This is a genomic window from Chroococcidiopsis sp. SAG 2025 (assembly GCF_032860985.1).
Classification (GTDB): domain Bacteria; phylum Cyanobacteriota; class Cyanobacteriia; order Cyanobacteriales; family Chroococcidiopsidaceae; genus Chroococcidiopsis.
Genome location: NZ_JAOCNC010000001.1, coordinates 3,954,768 through 3,975,820 on the forward strand (window position 1 = coordinate 3,954,768; position 21,053 = coordinate 3,975,820).

At 44.9% G+C, this 21,053-nt stretch carries 15 protein-coding genes and 1 pseudogene; 7 read left to right on the top strand and 9 right to left on the bottom strand.

Translation table 11 applies throughout. From position 1 onward, the window contains the following. Positions 1-2: 2 nt before the first annotated feature. Both N4J56_RS19130 and galE read left to right on the top strand, forming a co-directional pair. Positions 3-578: a Uma2 family endonuclease gene (locus N4J56_RS19130; RefSeq protein ID WP_317107883.1), complete on the top strand. Its 576-nt coding sequence runs from the start codon at positions 3-5 to the stop codon at positions 576-578. 46 nt (positions 579-624) lie between these two features. Beyond that, positions 625-1,623 (top strand): UDP-glucose 4-epimerase GalE, encoded by a 999-nt coding sequence (gene galE / locus N4J56_RS19135; RefSeq protein WP_250013187.1) that lies wholly within the window; start codon positions 625-627, stop codon positions 1,621-1,623. Between the two features lie 38 nt (positions 1,624-1,661). Here the strand turns inward: galE and N4J56_RS19140 are convergent, their stop codons facing one another. Further along, positions 1,662-5,246 carry a PAS domain-containing protein gene (locus tag N4J56_RS19140; protein WP_317107884.1) on the bottom strand — a complete coding sequence of 1,195 codons (3,585 nt, stop codon included), beginning with the start codon at positions 5,244-5,246 and terminating at the stop codon, positions 1,662-1,664. A 233-nt stretch (positions 5,247-5,479) separates the two neighbouring features. On the opposite strand from N4J56_RS19140, the gene N4J56_RS19145 reads away from it, so the two are divergent. Next, the gene (locus N4J56_RS19145) at positions 5,480-6,193 is read left to right on the top strand and encodes an SDR family oxidoreductase (RefSeq protein ID WP_317107885.1); all 714 of its coding nucleotides are present in this window, start codon (positions 5,480-5,482) and stop codon (positions 6,191-6,193) included. A 100-nt stretch (positions 6,194-6,293) separates the two neighbouring features. Here the strand turns inward: N4J56_RS19145 and N4J56_RS19150 are convergent, their stop codons facing one another. Beyond that, entirely contained in the window at positions 6,294-7,901 is a 1,608-nt protein-coding gene (locus N4J56_RS19150; protein ID WP_317107886.1) for a serine/threonine-protein kinase, read from the bottom strand. A gap of 266 nt (positions 7,902-8,167) precedes the next feature. On the opposite strand from N4J56_RS19150, the gene pheT reads away from it, so the two are divergent. After that, positions 8,168-10,657 carry a phenylalanine--tRNA ligase subunit beta gene (gene pheT, locus N4J56_RS19155; RefSeq protein WP_317107887.1) on the top strand — a complete coding sequence of 830 codons (2,490 nt, stop codon included), beginning with the start codon at positions 8,168-8,170 and terminating at the stop codon, positions 10,655-10,657. Between the two features lie 55 nt (positions 10,658-10,712). Beyond that, positions 10,713-12,035 carry a guanine deaminase gene (gene guaD / locus N4J56_RS19160; protein WP_317107888.1) on the top strand — a complete coding sequence of 441 codons (1,323 nt, stop codon included), beginning with the start codon at positions 10,713-10,715 and terminating at the stop codon, positions 12,033-12,035. Between the two features lie 54 nt (positions 12,036-12,089). Here the strand turns inward: guaD and N4J56_RS19165 are convergent, their stop codons facing one another. Further along, on the bottom strand, positions 12,090-12,992 hold the full coding sequence (locus tag N4J56_RS19165; protein WP_410500357.1) for an ABC transporter ATP-binding protein: 903 nt from the start codon (positions 12,990-12,992) through the stop codon (positions 12,090-12,092). 388 nt (positions 12,993-13,380) lie between these two features. Here N4J56_RS19165 and N4J56_RS19170 point away from each other — a divergent pair, with 388 nt between their 5' ends. Next, a complete protein-coding gene (locus N4J56_RS19170; RefSeq protein ID WP_317107890.1) occupies positions 13,381-13,506 on the top strand; it encodes a hypothetical protein in 126 nt (41 codons plus the stop codon). 21 nt (positions 13,507-13,527) lie between these two features. Next, on the top strand, positions 13,528-15,180 hold the full coding sequence (locus N4J56_RS19175; protein ID WP_317107891.1) for a transglutaminase family protein: 1,653 nt from the start codon (positions 13,528-13,530) through the stop codon (positions 15,178-15,180). An 86-nt stretch (positions 15,181-15,266) separates the two neighbouring features. Here the strand turns inward: N4J56_RS19175 and N4J56_RS19180 are convergent, their stop codons facing one another. From N4J56_RS19180 to N4J56_RS19205, 6 genes and pseudogenes are all read right to left on the bottom strand, one after another. Further along, positions 15,267-15,662: a response regulator gene (locus N4J56_RS19180; RefSeq protein WP_317107892.1), complete on the bottom strand. Its 396-nt coding sequence runs from the start codon at positions 15,660-15,662 to the stop codon at positions 15,267-15,269. 144 nt (positions 15,663-15,806) lie between these two features. Further along, positions 15,807-17,825, bottom strand: a complete 2,019-nt coding sequence (locus tag N4J56_RS19185) for an ATP-binding protein (RefSeq protein ID WP_317107893.1) — start codon at positions 17,823-17,825, stop codon at positions 15,807-15,809. A gap of 110 nt (positions 17,826-17,935) precedes the next feature. After that, on the bottom strand, positions 17,936-18,325 hold the full coding sequence (locus N4J56_RS19190; protein WP_192160988.1) for a response regulator: 390 nt from the start codon (positions 18,323-18,325) through the stop codon (positions 17,936-17,938). A gap of 115 nt (positions 18,326-18,440) precedes the next feature. Beyond that, positions 18,441-18,845 (bottom strand): annotated as a pseudogene (locus N4J56_RS19195) (alkaline phosphatase); the annotation flags it as partial. A 184-nt stretch (positions 18,846-19,029) separates the two neighbouring features. Next, positions 19,030-20,133 carry a tRNA guanosine(34) transglycosylase Tgt gene (gene tgt / locus N4J56_RS19200; RefSeq protein WP_317107895.1) on the bottom strand — a complete coding sequence of 368 codons (1,104 nt, stop codon included), beginning with the start codon at positions 20,131-20,133 and terminating at the stop codon, positions 19,030-19,032. Between the two features lie 273 nt (positions 20,134-20,406). After that, entirely contained in the window at positions 20,407-20,976 is a 570-nt protein-coding gene (locus N4J56_RS19205; protein ID WP_317107896.1) for a TetR/AcrR family transcriptional regulator, read from the bottom strand. Positions 20,977-21,053 lie beyond the last annotated feature (77 nt).

Genomic DNA, 21,053 nt, shown 5'->3' on the forward strand with positions numbered 1-21,053 from the left:
TTATGACTACAGCCACCAGAAGACTGACTCTTGAAGAATATCTCAACTACGATGACGGCACGGACAATCGATACGAACTGGTGGCAGGAGAGTTAGTAGCAGTGCCACCAGAAAGTCCTCAAAACGTCCAAATCTCGCTGTTTTTGCTGACTCAGTTTCTCCGGTTCGTTCCGATCGTCCAATTAAGCAACAAAGTTGAGAGTGTTGTCAGTGGTTTCCGTTCTACTACCCGCATCCCCGATTTAGTTGTGTTGACAGAGGAACTAGCAACCATCTTACAAGGCGCAACGAGATCGACTATTACTTCAGATATGCCACCACCAGCATTAGTTGTTGAAGTTGTCTCCCCTGGCAAAATTAACGCAGATCGAGATTACCGCTACAAGCGGTCGGAATATGCAGCCAGAGGAATTGCTGAATATTGGATTGTCGATCCGCAGCTCGATCGAGTTACGGTGCTAACGCTGGTGGAGGGACTTTACGAAGAAAATGTGTTTGAAGGAAATAGTGCGATCGCATCTATCGCTTTTCCTCAACTTCACTTAATCGCAGGACAAATCCTCAGCACTGACAACTGAATAATCAGTTAAATTAAAAGATTGTTGGAGCAAAGGGGAGAAGAGAATGTCGTCTGTAAAACCTACAATCTTAGTTACTGGTGGAGCGGGATATATTGGTTCCCATGCAGTATTAGCACTCAAACGGGCTGGATACGGTGTAGTCGTTCTCGATAACCTTGTGTACGGACATCGCGATTTGGTCGAACAGGTTTTACAGGTGGATTTGATTGTTGGTGATATTAACGATCGCCCCTTATTAGACGAATTATTTGCTAAGTACGACATCGCCGCTGTCATGCACTTTTCTGCATATGCATATGTGGGCGAATCTGTCACGACTCCAGATAAATATTATCGTAATAACGTCGTTGCCACGCTTACCTTACTAGAGGCAATGCAGGCTGCATCGATCGATAAATTCGTCTTCTCTTCTACTTGCGCTACCTACGGCGTACCTAAAACAGTACCGATTCCCGAAGACCATCCCCAAAGTCCAATTAATCCCTACGGTGCGACTAAATTGATGGTAGAGCGAATTTTAGCTGACTTTGATGTTGCCTATGGCTTCAAATCTGTCTGTTTTCGCTATTTTAATGCTGCTGGTGCAGATCCAACCGGATTATTAGGAGAAGACCACGATCCAGAAACTCATTTAATTCCTTTGGTACTGCAAACAGCTTTAGGTAAACGCCAGTCTGTCTCAATCTTTGGTACTGATTACGATACTCCTGATGGAACTTGTATTCGCGATTACATCCATGTTAGCGATTTAGCCGATGCTCATATTCTGGGTGTGGAATATCTGTTACAAGGTGGAGATTCAACAATTTTTAATTTAGGTAACGGTAATGGTTTTTCAGTTAGAGAAATCATCGATACTGCCAAGCAAGTTACGGGAAGAGAAATTAAAGTTGTGGAAAGCGATCGCCGCGCTGGAGATCCGCCCGCACTCGTCGGTAGTGGTGAAAAAGCCAGAAAAATTCTGGGTTGGAATCCCCAATATCCAGAGATAGATAAAATTATCAGCCATGCTTGGAACTGGCATCAAAAACGACACGCATAATAACTGAATAGCGTAATCGAGATGAATTATTTGTTGCGTTAGGAGCGATCGCAGGAGCGAGTTGTCGAGACAATCTCCGCGATCGCTTTCACCAATTCATCAGGATCTACAGGCTTAGGCAAATGCAACTGAAATCCTGCGGCGAGTGCCTTTTGTTGGTCGTATTCTCCAGCATAAGCACTTAGGGCAATTGCAGGAATTGACAGCGATCGGGACTGTACCAGACTTCTGACTTTTTCTAGCAACATGTAACCATCTATCAGTGGCATCCCGATATCGCTCAAAATGATATCCGGCATTTGTTGAGACAAAGCCATTAATGCATCTTCTGCCGAACTCACGACCGTTGCTTTTGCTCCATGCTGTTGTAACACGCAGTTCACATACTCTCGCATATCTGGATCGTCGTCTACTGCTAGTACGCGCACGCCTTGCAACAGTAATTGCTGAGTTTGGGATGGCGAGTGATGCATCTCCCGATTCCCGACTCCCGACTCCCGGCTCCCTTCCAATAAAGGCAATGTCATAGTAAATGTAGTTCCCCGTCCTTCACCGAGACTATCTACCCCAACCGTACCACCGTGTAACTCTACTAAGTGACGTACAATCGCCAGTCCTAAACCCAATCCGCCAAAAGTCCGAGTTGTACTGCTATCGGCTTGGCGGAAGTAGTCGAATACATAAGGTAGAAAATCAGGACTAATACCTTTGCCAGTGTCGGAAACTTGGATTTGGACAGATTTTTGGGAGTCGGGAGTGGGAGAGTGGGAGTCGGGATTCGGAAGTTGGAGCGAAATCTCGACTCGTCCGCCAGCAGGAGTAAATTTAACCGCATTAGATAGCAAATTCCAGACTACCTGTTGCAATCGTCCTGAGTCCCCTAGAACTAGGGGAATCGGGAGTGGGAGAGTGGGAGTCGGGAAGTTTTGGATTTTAGATTTTGGATTTTGGATTCGTTTTTCTCCCTCAGCTCTCTTCCCTGCTCCCTGCTCACTGCTCCCTGCTCCCTCAAAAACTAAATGAATCTGCTTCGCTTCAGCACTTAATTGCACTGTTTCCATGGCAGCTCGGATCGTACTGATGAGATCCACCGGGACGAATTTTAATGCGAGTTTGCCTCGGAGAATGCGGGAGACATCAAGCAGATCGTCTACGAGTTGGGCTTGGAGTTTAGCATTGCGCTCGATGGTTTCTAAGGCGCGGTTCCTTGCTGCTTCACTATATTGACGCGATCGCAATAATTTTGCCCAACCGAGGATCGGATTGAGGGGCGATCGCAATTCGTGCGATAGTACGGCTAAAAATTCATCCTTAATGCGATTTGCGGATTCTGCTGCCTCTTTTGCCACTTTTTCAGCATCGTACAACCGCGATCGCTCCAAAGCTTGGGCGCATTGCCGCGCTAGAGTTATCATAAAAGCACGTTCCGCCAGATCGAAATCGCGGGACTGATTGAAACTTAGCCCTAAAGAACCGATCGTTCGTCCTTCGATTGTCAATGGTAAGCTGGCAATTGCTTGAGAACCAGAAGCAATATATGTGTCTGCAAGACTCGGATAAAGCTGTTGATATTCAGCAGGCGATCGCGCTATGACCATTTCCCCCGTGCGGATTGTATCGGTAAGGGGAAGTGACGAATTTAGCGGTACGTGCCGATAGGAGGCAATTTCTTCTTCCTGGTAGCCAATCGAGCAGACAATCTCTACTGTCTTACCATCTTCGTGCAGCACGCCGATCCAGCCTCTTGTGGCATTGAAGGCAGCTAGTCCTTGATGCAGTAAAATTTCTCTGACTTGCTCTGTCGTCAATGCTTGAGCTAGAGCAGCAGTTAAATTTTGTAATTGGTAAATTCGCTGGATATTTAACTCTGCGAGTTGACGTGCCGCTTGCTCTTGCTGCAACAGGCGATCGCGCTCTAGTTCGGCGCGTTTGCGATCGCTAATATCGCTGACTAAAGAGACAAATCCCTCTACCCGTCCTCGACTGTCGAACTGAGGAATATAAACTGCTTCGATGTAACGCACTCCGCCATCTTGATAGGGAACTTGACTTTCGTATCTAACTGCTTGCCCTGCTAGTGCTTGCTCTACATAAGGGCGAATCTTCTCGTAAGCAGCTTCGCCTAAGACTTGCCGTATATGCCTGCCACAAATTTCTGTAGCGGGATGACCGAACCATTGTTCGTAGGTGCGATTTACAAAGCGATAGCGCTGGTTGGTATCGACGTAGGCAATTAATGCGGGAACGGTGTTGGTAATGAGGCTGAGTTCTGCCTCTCGTTGACTTAGCGATGTCTGGGTTTGTTTGAGTTGAGTGATATCGACTACAGTTGCACCTATACCCAATGTTTGACCGCTTGCCAGACAAACGGGATAGAAGTTGACTAGAGAATGGCGATAAACTCCTGGGAGGTTTGTTTCACCGCTGAGTTCTTGGTTAAGCAGTGGCTCTCCCGTTTGCAACACTTGCCGCAAAAATGGTTCTAGCATATCACCCCACTTTGGTAGCACTTCTCGCACGCTGCGATTGAAGTGGTCGTTGAGAGGGATACCATTGATGTTTGCCAAGGCTTGGTTGACGTGGACGTAACGAAGATTGGTATCTAAAAAAGCTAAACCGACAGGAGAACTAGCCAACCAAGTATCGATCAATGCCAGGGTTGCTTCTTGTCGTTGCATTGCTTGTTTTAATTGGCGATGCAAGCGAGAGTTTTCCATTGCCAACCCGACTCGCCGCCCTAATTCCTCAGCTAGGGTTAAATCTTCGTTACAGTAATGACGCTGAGATGTTGTCAGCATCAGCGATAGTACGCCGAACACTTCCTCATGCGCAAGCAGTGGGACGCAAATTGCAGATTTAATCTTTAATTGCCGAAAAAATTCCAACTGCTCGGCATCTTGCGCCATAGCTACATAGTTTGCCTCTGTGACTTCAGGGATTAATTCCGATCGCCCTGTTTGAAAAACTCTAGTAATTGGGTGTGCTTGGTCGTTTAAATCTAAAGGATAGGCAGCTGTAAGTTGACGCACCAAATCTGCTCGATCGGGATCTTTGGCTTGAACGGCAACCAGAGGATTAATCGCCAAGTCTGCGGGGAGAATATCGACAGTGCAGAGATCGGCAAATTCGGGAATAGTTAGTTCTACAACCGATCGCAACGTTGTTTCATAATCGAGGGAAGACGTGAGTACGGTGTTGGCACGATCCAAAAAAGCCAATCTTTGTTGCATTACCTCTGCTTGGGCTTTGGCTTTCTGTTCCCGCTGTCGGTCGATCTCTGCTCTGTGCTTTGCTATGCGTAACTCCTCGCACAGATAGCTAACCATGACTCCTTGTAAGGCAAACAATCCTAGCCGCAACAAGTCGGGCAGGTCAACTATGAATGTATAAGTCGGGTAGTGAAAGAAGTAATTACTGAATAGAATCGATAAGATAGTTGCTACTATTCCAGGTTTTAACCCTCCATACCAAGCCGCGATCGCTACTGCCCCATAAAACAGCAAAAACGGAGTTTTTGTCATTCCCAACCAAGAGTCTAACCCCAGCATGAGCGCCAGAGCTAGCATTACGACAAGGATGGCAACCCCGTAGGAAGCAATCTGGGAGCGGGTAACTTTTGGCATGGAATGCTTAGAGGTATCTATTGCATACCTTGGTTAGCTGCTATCTTCTACCATATGAGAGATAAATGTCTTTCTCTATTCTTCCTGAGATAGATTTTGGGTTGCAATCGACACCACAGGCGCGATTGCGAATCGTCAACCCTGGGAGCAAAACTAAGTAAAGAAAAATCTTTACAAAATTATGGGGAAGATAGTACGATGCTTTGTAAAGTAAAAAATTTATTAAATCGGTCATGAATACTCAACGAGTTGCCATAATTACGGCTGCTAGCCGTGGGATTGGAGCAGGTTGTGCTAGGGAGTTAGCAGCGCGGGGTTATAAAGTTTCCCTAATGGCGCGAAACGAGAGTGTATTCGATTTAGCAGCGGAATTAAACGGAATTGCGACGCAAGGATCGATCGCTAATCCTGAAGATTTACAGCAATTAGTCAAAACAACATTAGATCGATTTGGACGAATCGATGCCGTAGTAAATAATTTTGGCGATCCGCCGCGACCAGATTTGCTTTCTATTACGGATGAAATGTGGCGGGAGAATTTTGAAATGCTGTTTCTTAGCGTTGTCCGCATGGCAAGACTGGTAACAGAACCAATGCGACAACAAGGAGGTGGGGCGATCGTCAATATATCAGCTTGCGATTCGCGCGAACCAGAATTAGGAACGCCCTTTAGCGGTACGTTGCGGGCTGCAATGGAAGGATTCACAAAACTGTACGCCAAACGCTACAGAGCAGATAAAATTCGGATGAATTCCGTTGCCCCTTTTTTTGTAGCAGATAGTATGGAAGAACTGACTGGGTGGAACGTACCAAAAGATCTAATGCACGGTCGTCCTGCGACTTATATCGAGCTAGCGAAAACGGTAGCTTTTCTAATTTCTGACGATGCCAAATTCATCTCTGGCACAACACTTAAAGTGGATGAAGCTTACTCAGCAGCAATTTAGACTAAGTAAGTTAAAAGTCAAAAGTCAAAAGTCAAAATGTCTAGAGCTAATAGTGACAAGCGTTTCGATCGCACCGATAAGGCTAGTTAAATGTATAAAACTATCCCCTTCTATTAGGCTTTTTAGTAAACCAATCTGTCTTAGCCAGCGCCAGCTGATCGTCAGAAAGAGTCGCACCAGTTAGATTAGTACCGCACAAATTTGCGCCTCTGAGGTTAGCATTGCTTAGATAAGCACCGCTCAAATCTGCACCGCGTAAATCGGCTCCCGACAAATCGGTATAACTCATGTATGCTTTGGTCAATACGGCATTTCTCAGATTGGCTTGACTGAGACAAGCTTGCCCAAAATCACCGTTACACAAAACTGCTTCTTGCAGATTTGCGCGATCGAGCCTGGAAGCGTAACATTTGATACCTGCAAGATTTTTTCTCCGTAAATCGATCGCGCTCAAGTCCTGAGAGGTAAAATCTCTTCTGCCATTGATGTATGCATTCAGTAAACTGCCAGAATCTAAACGCTCCGCTTCTTTGGATTTTAATTTGGTTGGGCTAGGGGTTTTTACGGTTGCTACAGCATTTGCTCTAGCAGCAACTGGCTGTTGGCGAGTCATTTGAGTATTTACACCAGTCGTAGCACCCAGCTCGCGCCGCGCCCGAATGTTTTGAGCTAATGCTGCTACGTACTGCTGATGGGAATTCAACCCAGAATAAACTGATTGCGAAGATTGAGAAGGTTGGGAAGCAGGGGTACTCGTAGGGCGCGGGCGAATTTGCGTAGCCATCCCAGACGAGATGCTGTCAAAGTATGGTTCCATCTCCAAAGCTTTCAGGACTTCATCAGCCGATTGATAGCGGTGGCGGACGGAAGCCTCAACCATCTTCCGCAGGACGGTCGTTAGGTGCTGACTAATTCTGACTTCTTGCTCCCAGAGCATTTCACCTGTAGAAGGGTGATAGTCAAAATCTTTAGGAGATTTTCCAGTTAAGAGGAAAATACAGGTGATGCCCACAGCATAAATATCGCTGGCGTAGACTGGGCGCATTGCAATTTGTTCTGGTGGTGCAAAGCCATTCGTTCCCACAGAAAAAGCAGTCAGGGTGGTATTTTCGATTTGGCTGCTATAGGTTTTGCTAACTTGGTTTTTGACCGCACCAAAATCAATCAATACCAGTCTGCCATCTTCACTACGGCGGATCAAGTTATTGGGCTTGATGTCTCGATGGATAACTTGTTGGGAGTGAATGTATTTTAAAATGCCTAAGATTTCACTTAAAAATTGCTTGATTCCAGCTTCGCTCATTGGACCTTTACGCTTGATCTCTTGCTGGATGGTTAAACCGTTGACGAATTCTTGAACTAGATAAAATTCTTGATCGGTTTCAAAATAGTCTAATAATCTTGGCACTTGGGGATGATTGCCAATTTTGCCAAGGGTCTGTGCTTCTCTGGCGAACAATTCCCGCGCCATTGACAAAACATCAGGTGTGTTGATTGAGGGACGTAGTTGTTTAATGACGCACCAGGGTTGTCCGGGTAAACTATCGTCTTGAGCTAAGAAGGTTGCACCAAAGCCGCCTTGGGCTAGTGCTTGCGTCACGCGATAGCGATCGCGCAGTTTTTGCAGGGGCGACCCACAAGACTGACACTGTGCGACAGAATTTGGGTTTTCTGGAGACTGGCAAGTTGGATTTAAGCAGTAGCTCATAACAGACTCGACGTTGCACAATGGACGTAAACAGAGTTGTTACACTCTGAATCAATTATTCAAAGAAAAATCGACTTTTACTAGGTTAGTCTTGCGGAGAATCGTTGAAGAATTGCTAAAGTTATTGGCAGCAATATCTGGTAATTGTGAGTTTTGTTTAAACATCAATTAGCCAGCTGTTGGACTAGGGGGTAAAAGCACGTAGGTTTTGGATCGAGAATTTTGTAAGATAGATGAGCTGCGATTGAAACAAGCAAACACACTCCATGCGTATCTCTTTGAACTGGCTGCGGGAAATAGTCGATATCACGATGACTCCAGAGGAGTTGGCTCATACGCTCACTATGGCTGGCTTCGAGGTGGAAGAGATCGAAGACCGTCGTACTTGGGCTGATGGTGTCGTCATCGGCAAAGTGCTGGAGTGTCAGCGCCACCCTAACGCCGATAAATTGAGCGTCACGAAGGTCGATATTGGCAAAGGCGAACCTTTAAATATTGTGTGTGGCGCACCGAATGTACGTGCAGATATCTATGTAGCAGTTGCTACCGTCGGCACTTACTTACCTAAAATTGACGTAAAAATTCGTGCTGCCAATCTGCGGGGAGTGCGTTCCGAAGGCATGATTTGTTCCCTAGCAGAACTAGGACTATCGAAAGAATCTGCTGGTATCCATATTTTTGATGAAGTAGGGGCGCACAGCCGTGCGCCCCTACAGTTGGGTGATGACGTTCGCCCCCTTCTAGGTTTAGACGACACAATTTTAGACTTGACAGCAACGGCAAATCGTGCCGATGCTTTGTGCATGGTAGGGATTGCGCGAGAGGTGGCGGCTTTAACTGGAGCAACGCTGAGATTACCACAACCAAATGCTTTATCGATTCCAACAACGGCAGAATTAGCGCTCGCCGTTCTCCAACCGCAAGCTTGTCCGGCTTATATCGGTACTGCGATTGAGGGAATAAAAATTGCACCTTCTCCAAAATGGTTGCAACAGCGCTTGCAAGCAGCAGGAATGCGACCGATTAATAATGTGGTGGATGCAACCAACTACATTATGTTGGAGTGGGGTCAACCGCTACACGCATTCGATCGCGATCGCCTATTAGCAGTCACCAAAGAGGAATCCAACCCCTCACCCCTCACTCCTCGCTCCTCGCCCCTCACAATTGGCGTTCGCTTTGCTGAATCAGGAGAAAGCTTAAAAACTTTAGACGGACAAAACCGCAACCTCACTAGCCAAACTCTGCTGATTACAGCCAATGAGAAACCTGTAGCTTTAGCTGGAGTGATGGGAGGAGAAGCAACGGAAGTTGGCGACACAACTCAAAATCTATTATTAGAAGCAGCATTATTTGATTCTGTGGCGATCCGTCGTTCGGCGCGCAGTTTGGGTTTGCGTACAGAAGCTTCGGCAAGGTACGAGCGCGGTGTGAATTATGCTGAATTAGAATTAGCCTGTCGTCGCGCCATTAGTTTAATCCAGCAAATAGCTGGAGGTACGGCGGTAAGTCAGCAAATTGCCGATCGCAGACCGGATATGGGTACGCTATCGCGATCGATCCAACTGCGCCTCGATCGCGTCAATCAAATTTTAGGCTTAGTCGATCTTGGCGATACGGATGGAGAATTGCAGCCGGACGAAATGCAACAAATTTTGATGGCGTTGGGCTGTCAAGTCACGCCAGATGCAGAAAAAGAGCGAGTCTGGATCGTTACCGTACCACCCTATCGTTATCGCGACCTAGAGCGGGAAATCGATTTAATTGAAGAAATTGCCCGTGTTTACGGTTACGATAAATTCTGCACCACGCTGCCAGAAGCAACAGAATTTGGCTTTCTTTCGGTCGAACAACAGCTAACGCGGCAAATCCGAGAAGCTATGCGATCGGCAGGATTAACAGAATTAATGCACTATTCTTTAGTGAAACCAGGGGAAGATCGGCAAGTGGTGCTGGCTAACCCTTTATTCGCCGAATATGCAGCCCTACGCACGGATTTGATGGTTGGTTTAGTCGATGCCTTCCAATATAATTTGGAACAGGGAAATGGGGCGCTCAATGGTTTTGAAATTGGACGAATCTTCAATCAAGATGAAGCTGGAATCGATGAAATGGAGGCGATTGGAGGGATTTTAGGTGGCGATGCCACGCAAGGTAAATGGGTCAGCGCCGGACGCGATCGCCCGATGAGTTGGTATGAGGCAAAGGGTATATTAGAAAGCGTATTTCAGCGTTTGGGATTGTCGATCGAATATCAACCCAGCCGACAAGATACGCGCTTACACCCAGGGCGCACGGCTTCTTTGTGGTTGCAAGGAAACCGCTTAGGTGTCTTCGGACAGTTGCATCCCCAGTTACGGCAAGAAAGAGGTTTACCGGATGAGGTTTATGTTTTCCAACTCGATTTAGATTTGCTATTTGATGCTTTGGATGTAGAGGAAATGCTCGTTCCTCGCTTCAAACCTTATTCTAATTACCCAGCTGCCGACAGAGATATTGCTTTTTTTGCCCCCGTAGATGTCTCGGTAGCAGAATTAGAACGGGCGATCGCTCATGCAGGTGGTCAGCTACTAGAGTCGGTAGAATTATTTGATGAGTATAGGGGTCAAGGTGTTCCCGCAGGACAAAGAAGTTTGGCTTTTCGATTAGTTTATCGGGCAAGCGATCGCACTTTGACCGACGCAGAAGTAGAACCCGTACATCAAAAGGTCAGAGAATCTTTAGTCGAGAAGTTTAGTTTGAATTTGAGAAGTTGATAGTAGGGGCGTACATCTGTGCGCCTGTTTTGAAGTTATTCGTCAGAGATTCTTTATGTCATCTCTCAAGGCTTTTCGTAGTTCGTTTCTAGATTTTATTGCCGATCCATTCTATATATCTGAATTAGAAAGCGCGCGCTATATTCCTGATGGATTATTAGTTTTAGAAGATGGCAAAATTAAAGAAATAGGAACCTACGACAGTCTTCAACATAAATACCCAGAAATTTCAATAACTGCTTATCCTGGGATGCTGATAGTGCCGGGATTTATTGACACTCACGTTCACTTTCCCCAACTAGAAATAATCGCCGCCTACGGGGAACAATTATTAACGTGGTTGAACAAATATACATTTCCCACTGAAGGGAAATTTAAAGATAAAGCCTATGCTCAAAAAGTAGCCGCTATCTTTCTCGATGAATTATTGAAAAATGGTACGACAACAGCATTAGTATTTGCTACCGTTCATCCTGAGTCTGTAGATGCTTTTTTTGAGGAAGCTAACCGCCGCCATCTGCGGGCGATCGCTGGTAAAGTGATGATGGATCGTAATGCTCCAGATTTTCTGACCGATACCGCAGAAACATCATATCAAGAAACAAAAGCACTCATTCAGAAATGGCATAAAAAAGACCGCTTGCTTTATGCTGTGACTCCTCGCTTTGCCATAACTTCAACCAACGAGCAATTACAAATAGCCGGAAGACTCTTAAAAGAATTTCCCGATGTTTATTTGCATACTCATATATCAGAAAATGTAGATGAAGTTGCATTTGTCAAACAATTATTTCCCGAAAGTCAGGGTTATTTAGACGTGTACGATCGCGCCGGATTAGTAGGCGATCGCTCTGTGTTTGCCCACGGAGTTCACTTAACTGATGAAGAGTTTCAGAGATTATCCCAAGCAAATGCCGCGATCGCATTTTGTCCGACATCAAATTTATTCTTAGGTAGCGGACTATTTAGAATTGGAACAGCTAAATCAAAAGATTGTCCTGTGAAAGTTGGTTTGGGTACAGATGTAGGTGGTGGAACGAGTTTATCTCTCCTACGAACCGCAAATGAAGCATACAAAATCGCTCAACTAAGGCAACAAAAACTCTCACCCTTTCAAGCACTATTTTTAGCAACTTTAGGAGGAGCAAAAGCACTCAAATTAGAGGATAAAATTGGTAATTTTGACCCTGGCAAAGAAGCAGATTTTATTGTCTTAGATCCGCGTGCTACACCATTAATGGCATTTCGTAATTCTGACGCAACTCCAACATCTTTAGAAGAATTAGCAGAAAGAATATTTACCCTAGTCATTATGGGAGACGATCGCGCCATACATGCTACTTATATTATGGGAGGATTGGTAATGGGTAATGGGTAATGGGTAATGGGTCATTTGTCATTTGTATTTTCACTACTCACTAGCCACTAGCCACTAGCCACTAGCCACTGATTTAGTGACTTCTAAATAAATATATTCTAGTCGCACGGGTTGACGGGAAATAGCATTAAGGGGAATGCCTTCAAAGAGGGAAATAATTTCTTTTAAATCTAAAGGTTCTGGGAGCCAAAAAGCAAGATCTCTGCCATAGTAACGATAGTTAAAACCTAATTCTATTGCCCGAGCGATCGCTTTTTCCTCTTCAGGTGTCTGTACGATAATAATTTCTTCAGCAGATATGCGTTGACGTAGTTGAGCTAAACTACCTTCAGCGATTATTTGACCATTTTTCAAAATTCCAATTCTATGACAAAGACGTTCGGCTTCGTCTAATAAATGAGTGGTGAGTAAAATAGTAGTTCCTTGACGTTGGAGTTGCAGAATTAATTCCCAAATCTCGTAACGCGCCTCTACATCTAAACCTGTAGTTGGTTCGTCTAAAATAACTAATTTGGGTTGATGAACTAAGGCGATCGCAATATTCAACCGCCGTTTCATGCCTCCACTAAGTTTTTCTACAGGAGTTTTTGCCCAGTCTAATAAGTTGACAGCAGCTAAACAAGACTGAATTTGTTGCTTTCTGTGTTTAACTGAAATACCGTAAAGCTGGGCAAAAAAATTAAGGTTTTCCGTGCAAGTTAAGGTTTTGTAGAGTAAATTTTCTTGGGGGACAACACCAATAGTTTTCTTTGTAGCACCAGAAACGGGTCGGTCGGCGATCGCAATTTCTCCGCTATCTGCTTGTAGAAGATTACAAATAATATTTATTACAGTTGTTTTTCCTGCTCCATTTGCCCCTAATAAACCGTAAATTTCTCCTGGTAAGATATGCAACGTTAGGTCTTGCAATATCCGCCTTTTTCTATAAGATTTATTAAGCCTCTGGATTTTCAACATTAGCAATCTAAGAGCGAATAGTAAAGTAGGGCGGGTAATACCTACCCTACTTAATCTTGCAGAAAAAGTGGGCAGAGTTCACCATATCAAATAAGATGAAAAAAGTAAATATTGATTTTGTTGATTTTATTTAAATTGTAATTATAGAAGCAGTTGTCCATGGAGCGGCGATCGGAATGCTGCACTCAATACTTGCTTCCTGTCTCATTCGGTACTTAACTGTATTCGACAGACAGGATAAAATTGCAATTCATACACTTTCGTGTCCTCCTTTGGAAGTAAGTAGTAAGTAGTGAGTAGTGTTGTGACTTCTGGCTTCTGACTTCTAACTTCCGACTCCTGACTCCTGTACGGGCGGGTTTTGAACAAAGATTTATTGTCACCAGCCATGAATCTGTTGCTAAACTTGCCCCTACAACTCCTGACTCCTGTACGGGCGGGTTTTGAACCAAGATTTATGGTCATCAGCGATGAATCTGTTGCTAAACCCGCCCCTACAACTCCTGACTCCTGACTTCTCCTCTCACGCACGCATATGACTCAACCCCTTTGGCAACGGACAATTAGACCTTTTGGTGCAGCTGCCTTGCATGGTATTGCCAGTTATGGCGATCGCCTGTTAGCCATTGATAAGGTCAAAGGGTATTTGCTGCAAATCGATCCTACGAGTGATAACACCACAATTTTGAATTGGCAAACCGCAGAAGAGTTTGTTGATGTAACGGGAATCGCGGTGTGGGAAGACACTCTATGGTGTACGCGGGACGATACGGTTTACTGTTGCCAGTGGGGAGAGTTTAAACTCAAACCTTTTGTTACCTTACCTTACACTGCCGATGGGGTCGCAGTGTGGCGATCGACGATTTACATCACTTGTCAAAAAGCAGGTTATATCTTAATTTTTGACAGCAATACAGGGGGACAAATTACCAGATTTTTTGCTCCAGGGGTAGGGATAGAAAACATTGCAGTTAAGGAAGAAAATTTGTGGGTATGCGATCGCACGGAACAGACAGTGTATTGTCTCGATCGCGCTACGGGGGACATTCAATTTAGCGTCCTGACTCCATTTGAATGTCCTACGGGGTTGAGTTTTTATACCCAGCCACAAACTAACGAAACATTACTATATGTCGCTTATGCATCAGAAGAGGCGTATATCAGAGACAACCCTAATTTAGACCCATCGCACGAATTAACCTATCGCGATCGCACCTTTATCCATCCGCTGCAATACCACTACAACTCCCAAGGACACTACGCTCTTTCCAACGGCTACGCGATCGAAATGGTCTATGCTGAGGAATTATCGCCGCTAGACGAAGTAGACTTAGAACAGGTAGAGTGGCGAATTGCTTTACCTGCATCCACCGACCGTCAAAAAGTCGTCCACGTTGAACCGATTGGTCTGCCTTTTACAGAAGAAATCCAAGACGGACAGCGAGTCGCAGTATTTAAATTCGACCATTTAACAACAGGCGATCGCCATCTTTTCGGTTGGAAAGCGATCGTTGAAGTCCGCAGCATCAAGTATCGCATTGCTCCCAGAGAGGTAGAAAATATCCCTCCTCTCCCACCAGAATTCGCTCAGCGTTATTTGGTAGATGATGATGAATTAGCAATGGAATCATACATCGTCCGTCGTGCTGCTCGCGAGGCGATCGGTAGCGAAACCAATATTCTGCGCCAGATGTACAGTATCCGTAATTACGTCTACGACCAATTATCCTATGGAATCAAGCCTCACATCGACACACCCGATATTGTTCTCGATCGCGGTGTTGGTTCCTGTGGCGAATATGTCGGTGTTTTACTAGCTTTGATGCGCTTAAATGGAATCGCTTGTCGTACAATCGGGCGCTACAAGTGTCCTCCCTATGCCGAACACCAGCAAGTCCCCCTACAACCAGATTTTAACCACGTTTGGGTAGAATTTTACTTACCAGGACTAGACTTGTGGTTGCCGATGGAATCAAATCCCGACGACGTAGTAGAACAAGGTCCCTACCCTGCTAGATTTTTTATGGGTTTAGCCTGGTATCACATTGAAATTGGCAAAGGTATTTCTTTTGAAACTGTGAAAAGCAATGGCGTACCGCTAAATAAAGAAGAAGTTTCGATTGGTGACTTAGCAATTAATCATATTCGGTTTACAATTTTGCATGAATTACCACCTGTAAAGTTGTAAGTCGTAAGTCGGAATTCACTGATAACTTTGTACAGACGTGACATGTAACGTCTCTAAACTGACAACCGACAACCGACAACCGATCGCTACTTACTACTCGCAAGGTAACGAATGAGGTTTAGAAAAGAGTTGTAGTCAGTAATCGGCTTAGCCACGAACTCGTCAGCTTGGGAAGCAGTAAGCAGAAACTGACGTTCGCCTGCCAAAGCGTAAGCTGTCACGAGAATAATCGGAATTTGGGCTGTTTGCGCTTGATTTTTTAACACGCGCGAAATATCAGCACCACTAACAGCTTGACCTTGCCACTGTGCGTCTGGCAAATTAATATCCATGATCACCAAATCGACTGCTTGCGTCTGACAGCGCTGGAAGATTTCTGCTGGATCGTCTGTAATGTAAACGTAATGTCCCCCCAGACGTTGCAAGAGTTTGGCAGTACTACGAGCCAATTTGTAATCGTCATCAACCAAGAGAATATTCAAGCAGGCTACGAAAAAAATTAGAGCGCGATCGCAATTATATACAGTTATTAGTTATCAGTTATCAACAGAAAGTGGTAATGGGTAATGGGTAATTGGTAGTTGCTCCCTTGTCTCCCTTGTCCCCTACTCCCTACTCCCTACTCCCTACTCCCTACTCCCTTGTCTCACAGGAAGAGTAAAAGTAACTTTCGTGCCTTGTCCCAAACCTGGACTCTCTAGGCGGATTTTTCCTCCCATGAGTTCTACTAAACGCTGACAGACAGTTAAGCCTAATCCTGTACCTCCATAGCGCCGTTTCACCGAACCGTCTGCTTGGACAAAAGGCTCAAATAATACTTCCGCTTGGCTTGGTTCGATCCCAATTCCCGTATCAGTTACCGAAATTTCAATTGCTGGTTCGTCAGTTTTGGTAATCGCCTGAATGCAAACTTGTCCGGTTTCGGTAAATTTAAAAGCATTAGCCAAGAGGTTAGTCAGGACTTGTCGCAGTCGGAATTTATCGGCATAAATGCGCTCGACTTGACAATCGATGCTTAAAGGAATGCCCTTGCAATTGCTCTCAATTTGAAATAAACGTTGTAGTTCTGTCAATAGAGGCATTAGCTCAAATTCTTCCCAATGCATCACCAATCTTCCGGCTTCAATTTTTGCCAGGTCGAGAATATCGTTAATTAAGGTGACGAGATTTTCTGCTGATTGATAGGCAATTTGAATGTATTCTTTTAACTCTACTTCATTGTAGTAAAGCCCTTCTTTGAGCAATTTCAAATAATTAAGCGTGGCTGCTAAGGGCGTGCGTAATTCATGACTGGTAGAGGAGAGAAAATCTGATTTGAGGCGATTGGCTTCTTCTGCCAGGGTGCGGGCAGTATTCAGTTCTTGATTACGTCTTTCTAACAATTGCCTCTGTTGTCGTTCGTATTCATGCAATCGGTGCTGCATGACGGCAAGTGAGAGATGATTGGCTAGAGCTTGGACTAATTCTATTTCCGAACTCGTCCATTCTTTGCTTTGTCCTCGTTTCAATTCTCGCCAAGCCTCAAAAGAATCCCTCACTCTGGAAATACGTTCGTCAGGATCGAATCTTCCCGCCCAGGTAATATCAGTATCGATCGCATCGCGGAAAATGGTCAGGCAACCCAAGGTTTCACTACCATAATGCAAGGGCATAACAAATACGCTGCGGATATTCGTAGTTTGAAAGGCAGAAACAACCTCTAGTAACTCCGGTGCTTGATAAAGATTGGCGATCGCTACATACCCGTGCTGGGGGTTTCTACCAACACCAGCCATCAACTGTTGCCAAAATGGAGCGTTCTCCAACATCCCTTGAGGTTGGGCTTTATCGGTATAAATTTCTGTGATTTGTGCTTGCCCTGTAGGACAAAGATATAGTCTGCCACCAGAACCATCAACGCTGTTGACAATACTTTCAAGGGCAATTTGCAAAATTGTTTGAATTGAGTGGGGAGAGTGAAGCAGAGTCGAAATTTTGTTGATTAATTCTTGGCGAATAGCTCTTTCGCGTGCTTGCGTCAATAGTTGAGATTGAGAAATTGCGATCGCGAGGTGTTCTACCACGAGTCGCACCACGTCTAATTGTTCCTGATGAAAAGTTTTTGGTTGCGCGTGGTGACAAGCTAGCAGTCCCCACAACTGGCAATCGTGAAGAATTGGGATGACTAGGGAAGACTGCACCCCCATAGCTGTGAGATATTCGACGTGACAAGGATCGACGGGGCGTTGGAGAATTTCTGTAACGGTTCTTTGCTGAACTTCCTCTACCGTCAAATCTCCTGTAGTTTGGGGAGATTTTAAATAGCTGAGGCTAATCTGTTGTTGAGGAACATCCACAATCGATCGCGCCCCAATTTTGACAAACATCTCCCGTGCGTGGGCAGGAACATCATCTGCGGGAAAGTGCAACCCTAGCAAAGATGGTAAGCGCTTTGCCGCGATCGCTTCGGCAATAACTTGTCCCGTTCCGTCAGGGTGAAATTTATAAACTTTGACTCTATCTATTTGTAAAAATGCCCGAATCTCCTGCACCGCAACAGAGAGAATCTGTTGTAGTTCCAAAGATTGATGGATACGATTCGTAATCCGATTTAACAGAGAATTTCGGTTCAGTCCCGCTCGATTTGGATGTTTTTTATGTCGCATATTTTTGAAAGTCGGGAGTCGGGAGTCGGGAGTCGGGGAGAGCGATTGGGAGCATTGAGATCTATTCTCCTGTCTCCTTTCTTTTCTAATAACTGACAACTGATAACTGATTACCCATTTACCAATAATTCTTGCAATTGCCGTGAAATTTCATCTAACCCCGCATCTTTAGCTAAGAAAGCATCAGCTTCTTTACAGAAAATCTCGCCACTATTCAATTCGTTTTTTCCAATAAATGCAGTCACTAACACGAGAATGGGAGGTTCTAGTAAAACTTCTCTGATATAGCGAATAAATTTTCGCCCGTCAATTTCTCCGTAAGCATCGGGAGGCAGAGACAGATCGACCATAATTAAGTCATACTGCCGCACATCTTGAATCAAATCTTCGATTAGCGAGTTGGCATCATTGAAAACAGACACTTCAAAGGTATTTTTCAAAAAGCGCTGAAGTGCCATGCACCAATTGCGATCGTCATCTAGTACTGCGATTCGGCACATGAAAAGGGAAACCCATAAAAGTTGATAAATCTTTACTAAACGCAGGCAAATTTTTACTAACTTCTTTTAGCTTAAAACTAGATAACCACTCGTTAGTTAAAAAAATAATTAAGCTAGAGGCGATCGCTTTTTGCATAATTGTCTGTGGCTTGCCTGAAAGTGCTGTCAGTGGCTTTCCAGTTTCGTCTAAGCGGTAGGAGTCAGCATCTACCTTCACTCCTGTAGCATGAGTCACAGCGCCAGCATTAGAAGTGGCAGTCAGCTGATTTTTCATGTGTCCCAAATAGACACCAAGATGAGACATGCGATCCCAATTCAGCCTACCATCGGAACCGTAATTGAGAAAACGGGCAGCTCCCCAGTGGGAAGGACTTGTACCATCGGGATGCAGAAAAATAACATTTCCAGTATCAAGGCTAGTACTTTGATTCGTCTGGGAAAAAGTGCGGGCGACAATAGCTAAAGTTGCGATCGCAGTTGTGGCAACTAAACCAATCGCAAACGGTTTGCGTAGCGTCATAAAGAAAAGGTGCATGGGAATATGACGCTTTTAGATTATTTAATATTGCACTTGAATTCGTCAATCATTTTGGTAATCGTAGGGTGGGCAATGCTCACCCTACATTTCAATTTTACTAATAAGAAAAGCGGCTTTAAAAATCTATGCAGATTCTTCGATCGCTTTCATTTAACGCAATCATTTGCTAACTCAACCACTGAGCAAATTCTGTCATAAAGCGATCGCTCAAAATTGCCTCGCGAATCTTTTGGGTAAACCGAACCAATTCTGTAATATTATGAATGGTCAACAGTGTATAAGCTAAAATTTCCTGCGATCGCACCAAATGAGAAATATACGCTCGCGTGAAATTTTGGCAAGTATAGCAAGGGCAAGTTTCATCTAAAGGTTGAAAATCTTCTCGATATTGGGAATTTTTTAAATTCCACCGTTCCCCGTTTACCAAAGCTGCACCATGACGGGCAAGGCGTGTAGGAATCACGCAATCAAACAGATCCATACCACATGCGATCGCTTGTGCCATTTCTTTATACGTCCCCACCCCCATCAAATATCTGGGTTTATCTACTGGTAGCATCGGAGTTGTGGCTTGTACGATCTTGGCGATTAGTTCTGGTGGTTCCCCTACACTTACGCCACCAATTGCATATCCAGGTAAATCTAACCCTGCCAAAGCCTCAGCCGCAGCCGCCCGTAAATCTGGGTAGACTCCCCCTTGGACGATGCCAAACAACGCTTGATCGGGGCGCTGGTGGGCGCTAATACAACGTTCTAACCAGCGGTATGTCCTTTGTGTCGCCGCTTCTACCTCCTCGCGACTGGCGGGATAGGGCGGACATTCATCAAATGCCATAATCACATCAGCACCTAAAGCATTTTGGATTTGGATCGATCGCTCTGGGGTTAAATTAATCATCTGTCCGTCATGAGGCGATCGAAATATTACCCCATCATCGGTAATCTGACGCATTTCGCTCAAACTGAAAACCTGAAAGCCGCCAGAATCAGTTAGAATTGGTTGATTCCAGCGCATGAACTGGTGTAATCCCCCAGCTTTTTCGATAATCCTTTCCCCTGGTTGCAAATGCAAATGATACGTATTTGCCAAAACCATCTGCGCCCCTGTTTCCTGAAGTTGTGCGGGAGTGATAGTTTTTACATTTGCTAGCGTCCCTACGGGCATAAAGCGGGGAGTTTCAACCGCACCATGAGGAGTGTCAAAGACACCTGCACGAGCTTTGGTTTGGCTGCAACGAGTGGAAATTTGGAAGGAAAATTGCGTAGTCAAGTCAGTTATCAGTTATCAGTTGTCAGTTATCGTAGGGGCGGGTTTAGCAAATAGATTTACAACTGAAGCAGTCAATCTTTGAACAAAACCCGCCCGTACAGGAGTTAGCGGGTTTAGCAAATAGATTTACAACCGAGGCAGTAAATCAGGAGTCAAAATCCGCCCGTACAGAAGCAATCGGCGATCGATCGCCAACTACTATATCCGCATTCATTTGCATCCATATGCTTTTGCCTGCGTTCAAATTTTTCTCTGTATGTAAAATTCCGTATTTCAATCAGCATCGACTAATTGAGTCACAATAGGCTTCAATCTTACATCAAAACCTTCGATTCCAAATAACCGCCGTTGGGTAAATGCACCGTCAATTAATAAGAGAAGATGAACGCCCAACTGTTGAGGATTCTCCATTCCCGCTGCTACTGCTAACGATACCAGGCGATCGCGAATTGCGAGCCTGTTTGCGACAGCCATTTGGTGAGCTGGATGTTCTAGTTCCGGTAACTCCGATGCTGTCACCAAGAACGGACAACCGTAACATTCGGGTTTTGCCAAATACTTGTCTAACCAGGCAAATAAAGCAATTATCTGTTGTTTCGGCTCGTTTGGATATCGGGCGATCGCAATTTCAAATAATCGCTTGAAGCTGTTTTGACGTTCCTCCAAATACGCCACCACTAGGTCATCCTTAGAAGGAAAGCAGCGGTATAGCGTCGTTTTGGCAACTCCTGACTGAGCAATAATTGTATCTACTCCGACTGCTCGAATTCCTTCGCGGTAGAACAGATCGTCAGCAACTTCTAGAATCTTCTGGCGGGTTGAGGTTTTGCGATCGCTTGGCATTGTTTTCTCGTCATCTTGACATCTCATCAGGGCGTAGCATTGGCATATCCCTATTGACATGATACAGACCTGTCTGT

Excerpts from the sequence above, each read along its gene's own strand:
- N4J56_RS19150 (WP_317107886.1), bottom strand. The coding sequence starts at position 7,901 with ATGAGCTACTGCTTAAATCCAACTTGCCAGTCTCCAGAAAACCCAAAT.
- N4J56_RS19185 (WP_317107893.1), bottom strand. The coding sequence starts at position 17,825 with ATGCGACATAAAAAACATCCAAATCGAGCGGGACTGAACCGAAATTCT.
- guaD (WP_317107888.1), top strand. The coding sequence starts at position 10,713 with ATGTCATCTCTCAAGGCTTTTCGTAGTTCGTTTCTAGATTTTATTGCC.
- N4J56_RS19190 (WP_192160988.1), bottom strand. The coding sequence starts at position 18,325 with ATGTGCCGAATCGCAGTACTAGATGACGATCGCAATTGGTGCATGGCA.
- N4J56_RS19145 (WP_317107885.1), top strand. The coding sequence starts at position 5,480 with ATGAATACTCAACGAGTTGCCATAATTACGGCTGCTAGCCGTGGGATT.
- galE (WP_250013187.1), top strand. The coding sequence starts at position 625 with ATGTCGTCTGTAAAACCTACAATCTTAGTTACTGGTGGAGCGGGATAT.
- N4J56_RS19205 (WP_317107896.1), bottom strand. The coding sequence starts at position 20,976 with ATGCCAAGCGATCGCAAAACCTCAACCCGCCAGAAGATTCTAGAAGTT.
- N4J56_RS19175 (WP_317107891.1), top strand. The coding sequence starts at position 13,528 with ATGACTCAACCCCTTTGGCAACGGACAATTAGACCTTTTGGTGCAGCT.
- N4J56_RS19140 (WP_317107884.1), bottom strand. The coding sequence starts at position 5,246 with ATGCCAAAAGTTACCCGCTCCCAGATTGCTTCCTACGGGGTTGCCATC.
- N4J56_RS19170 (WP_317107890.1), top strand. The coding sequence starts at position 13,381 with ATGAATCTGTTGCTAAACTTGCCCCTACAACTCCTGACTCCTGTACGG.
- N4J56_RS19130 (WP_317107883.1), top strand. The coding sequence starts at position 3 with ATGACTACAGCCACCAGAAGACTGACTCTTGAAGAATATCTCAACTAC.
- N4J56_RS19165 (WP_410500357.1), bottom strand. The coding sequence starts at position 12,992 with ATGTTGAAAATCCAGAGGCTTAATAAATCTTATAGAAAAAGGCGGATA.
- pheT (WP_317107887.1), top strand. The coding sequence starts at position 8,168 with ATGCGTATCTCTTTGAACTGGCTGCGGGAAATAGTCGATATCACGATG.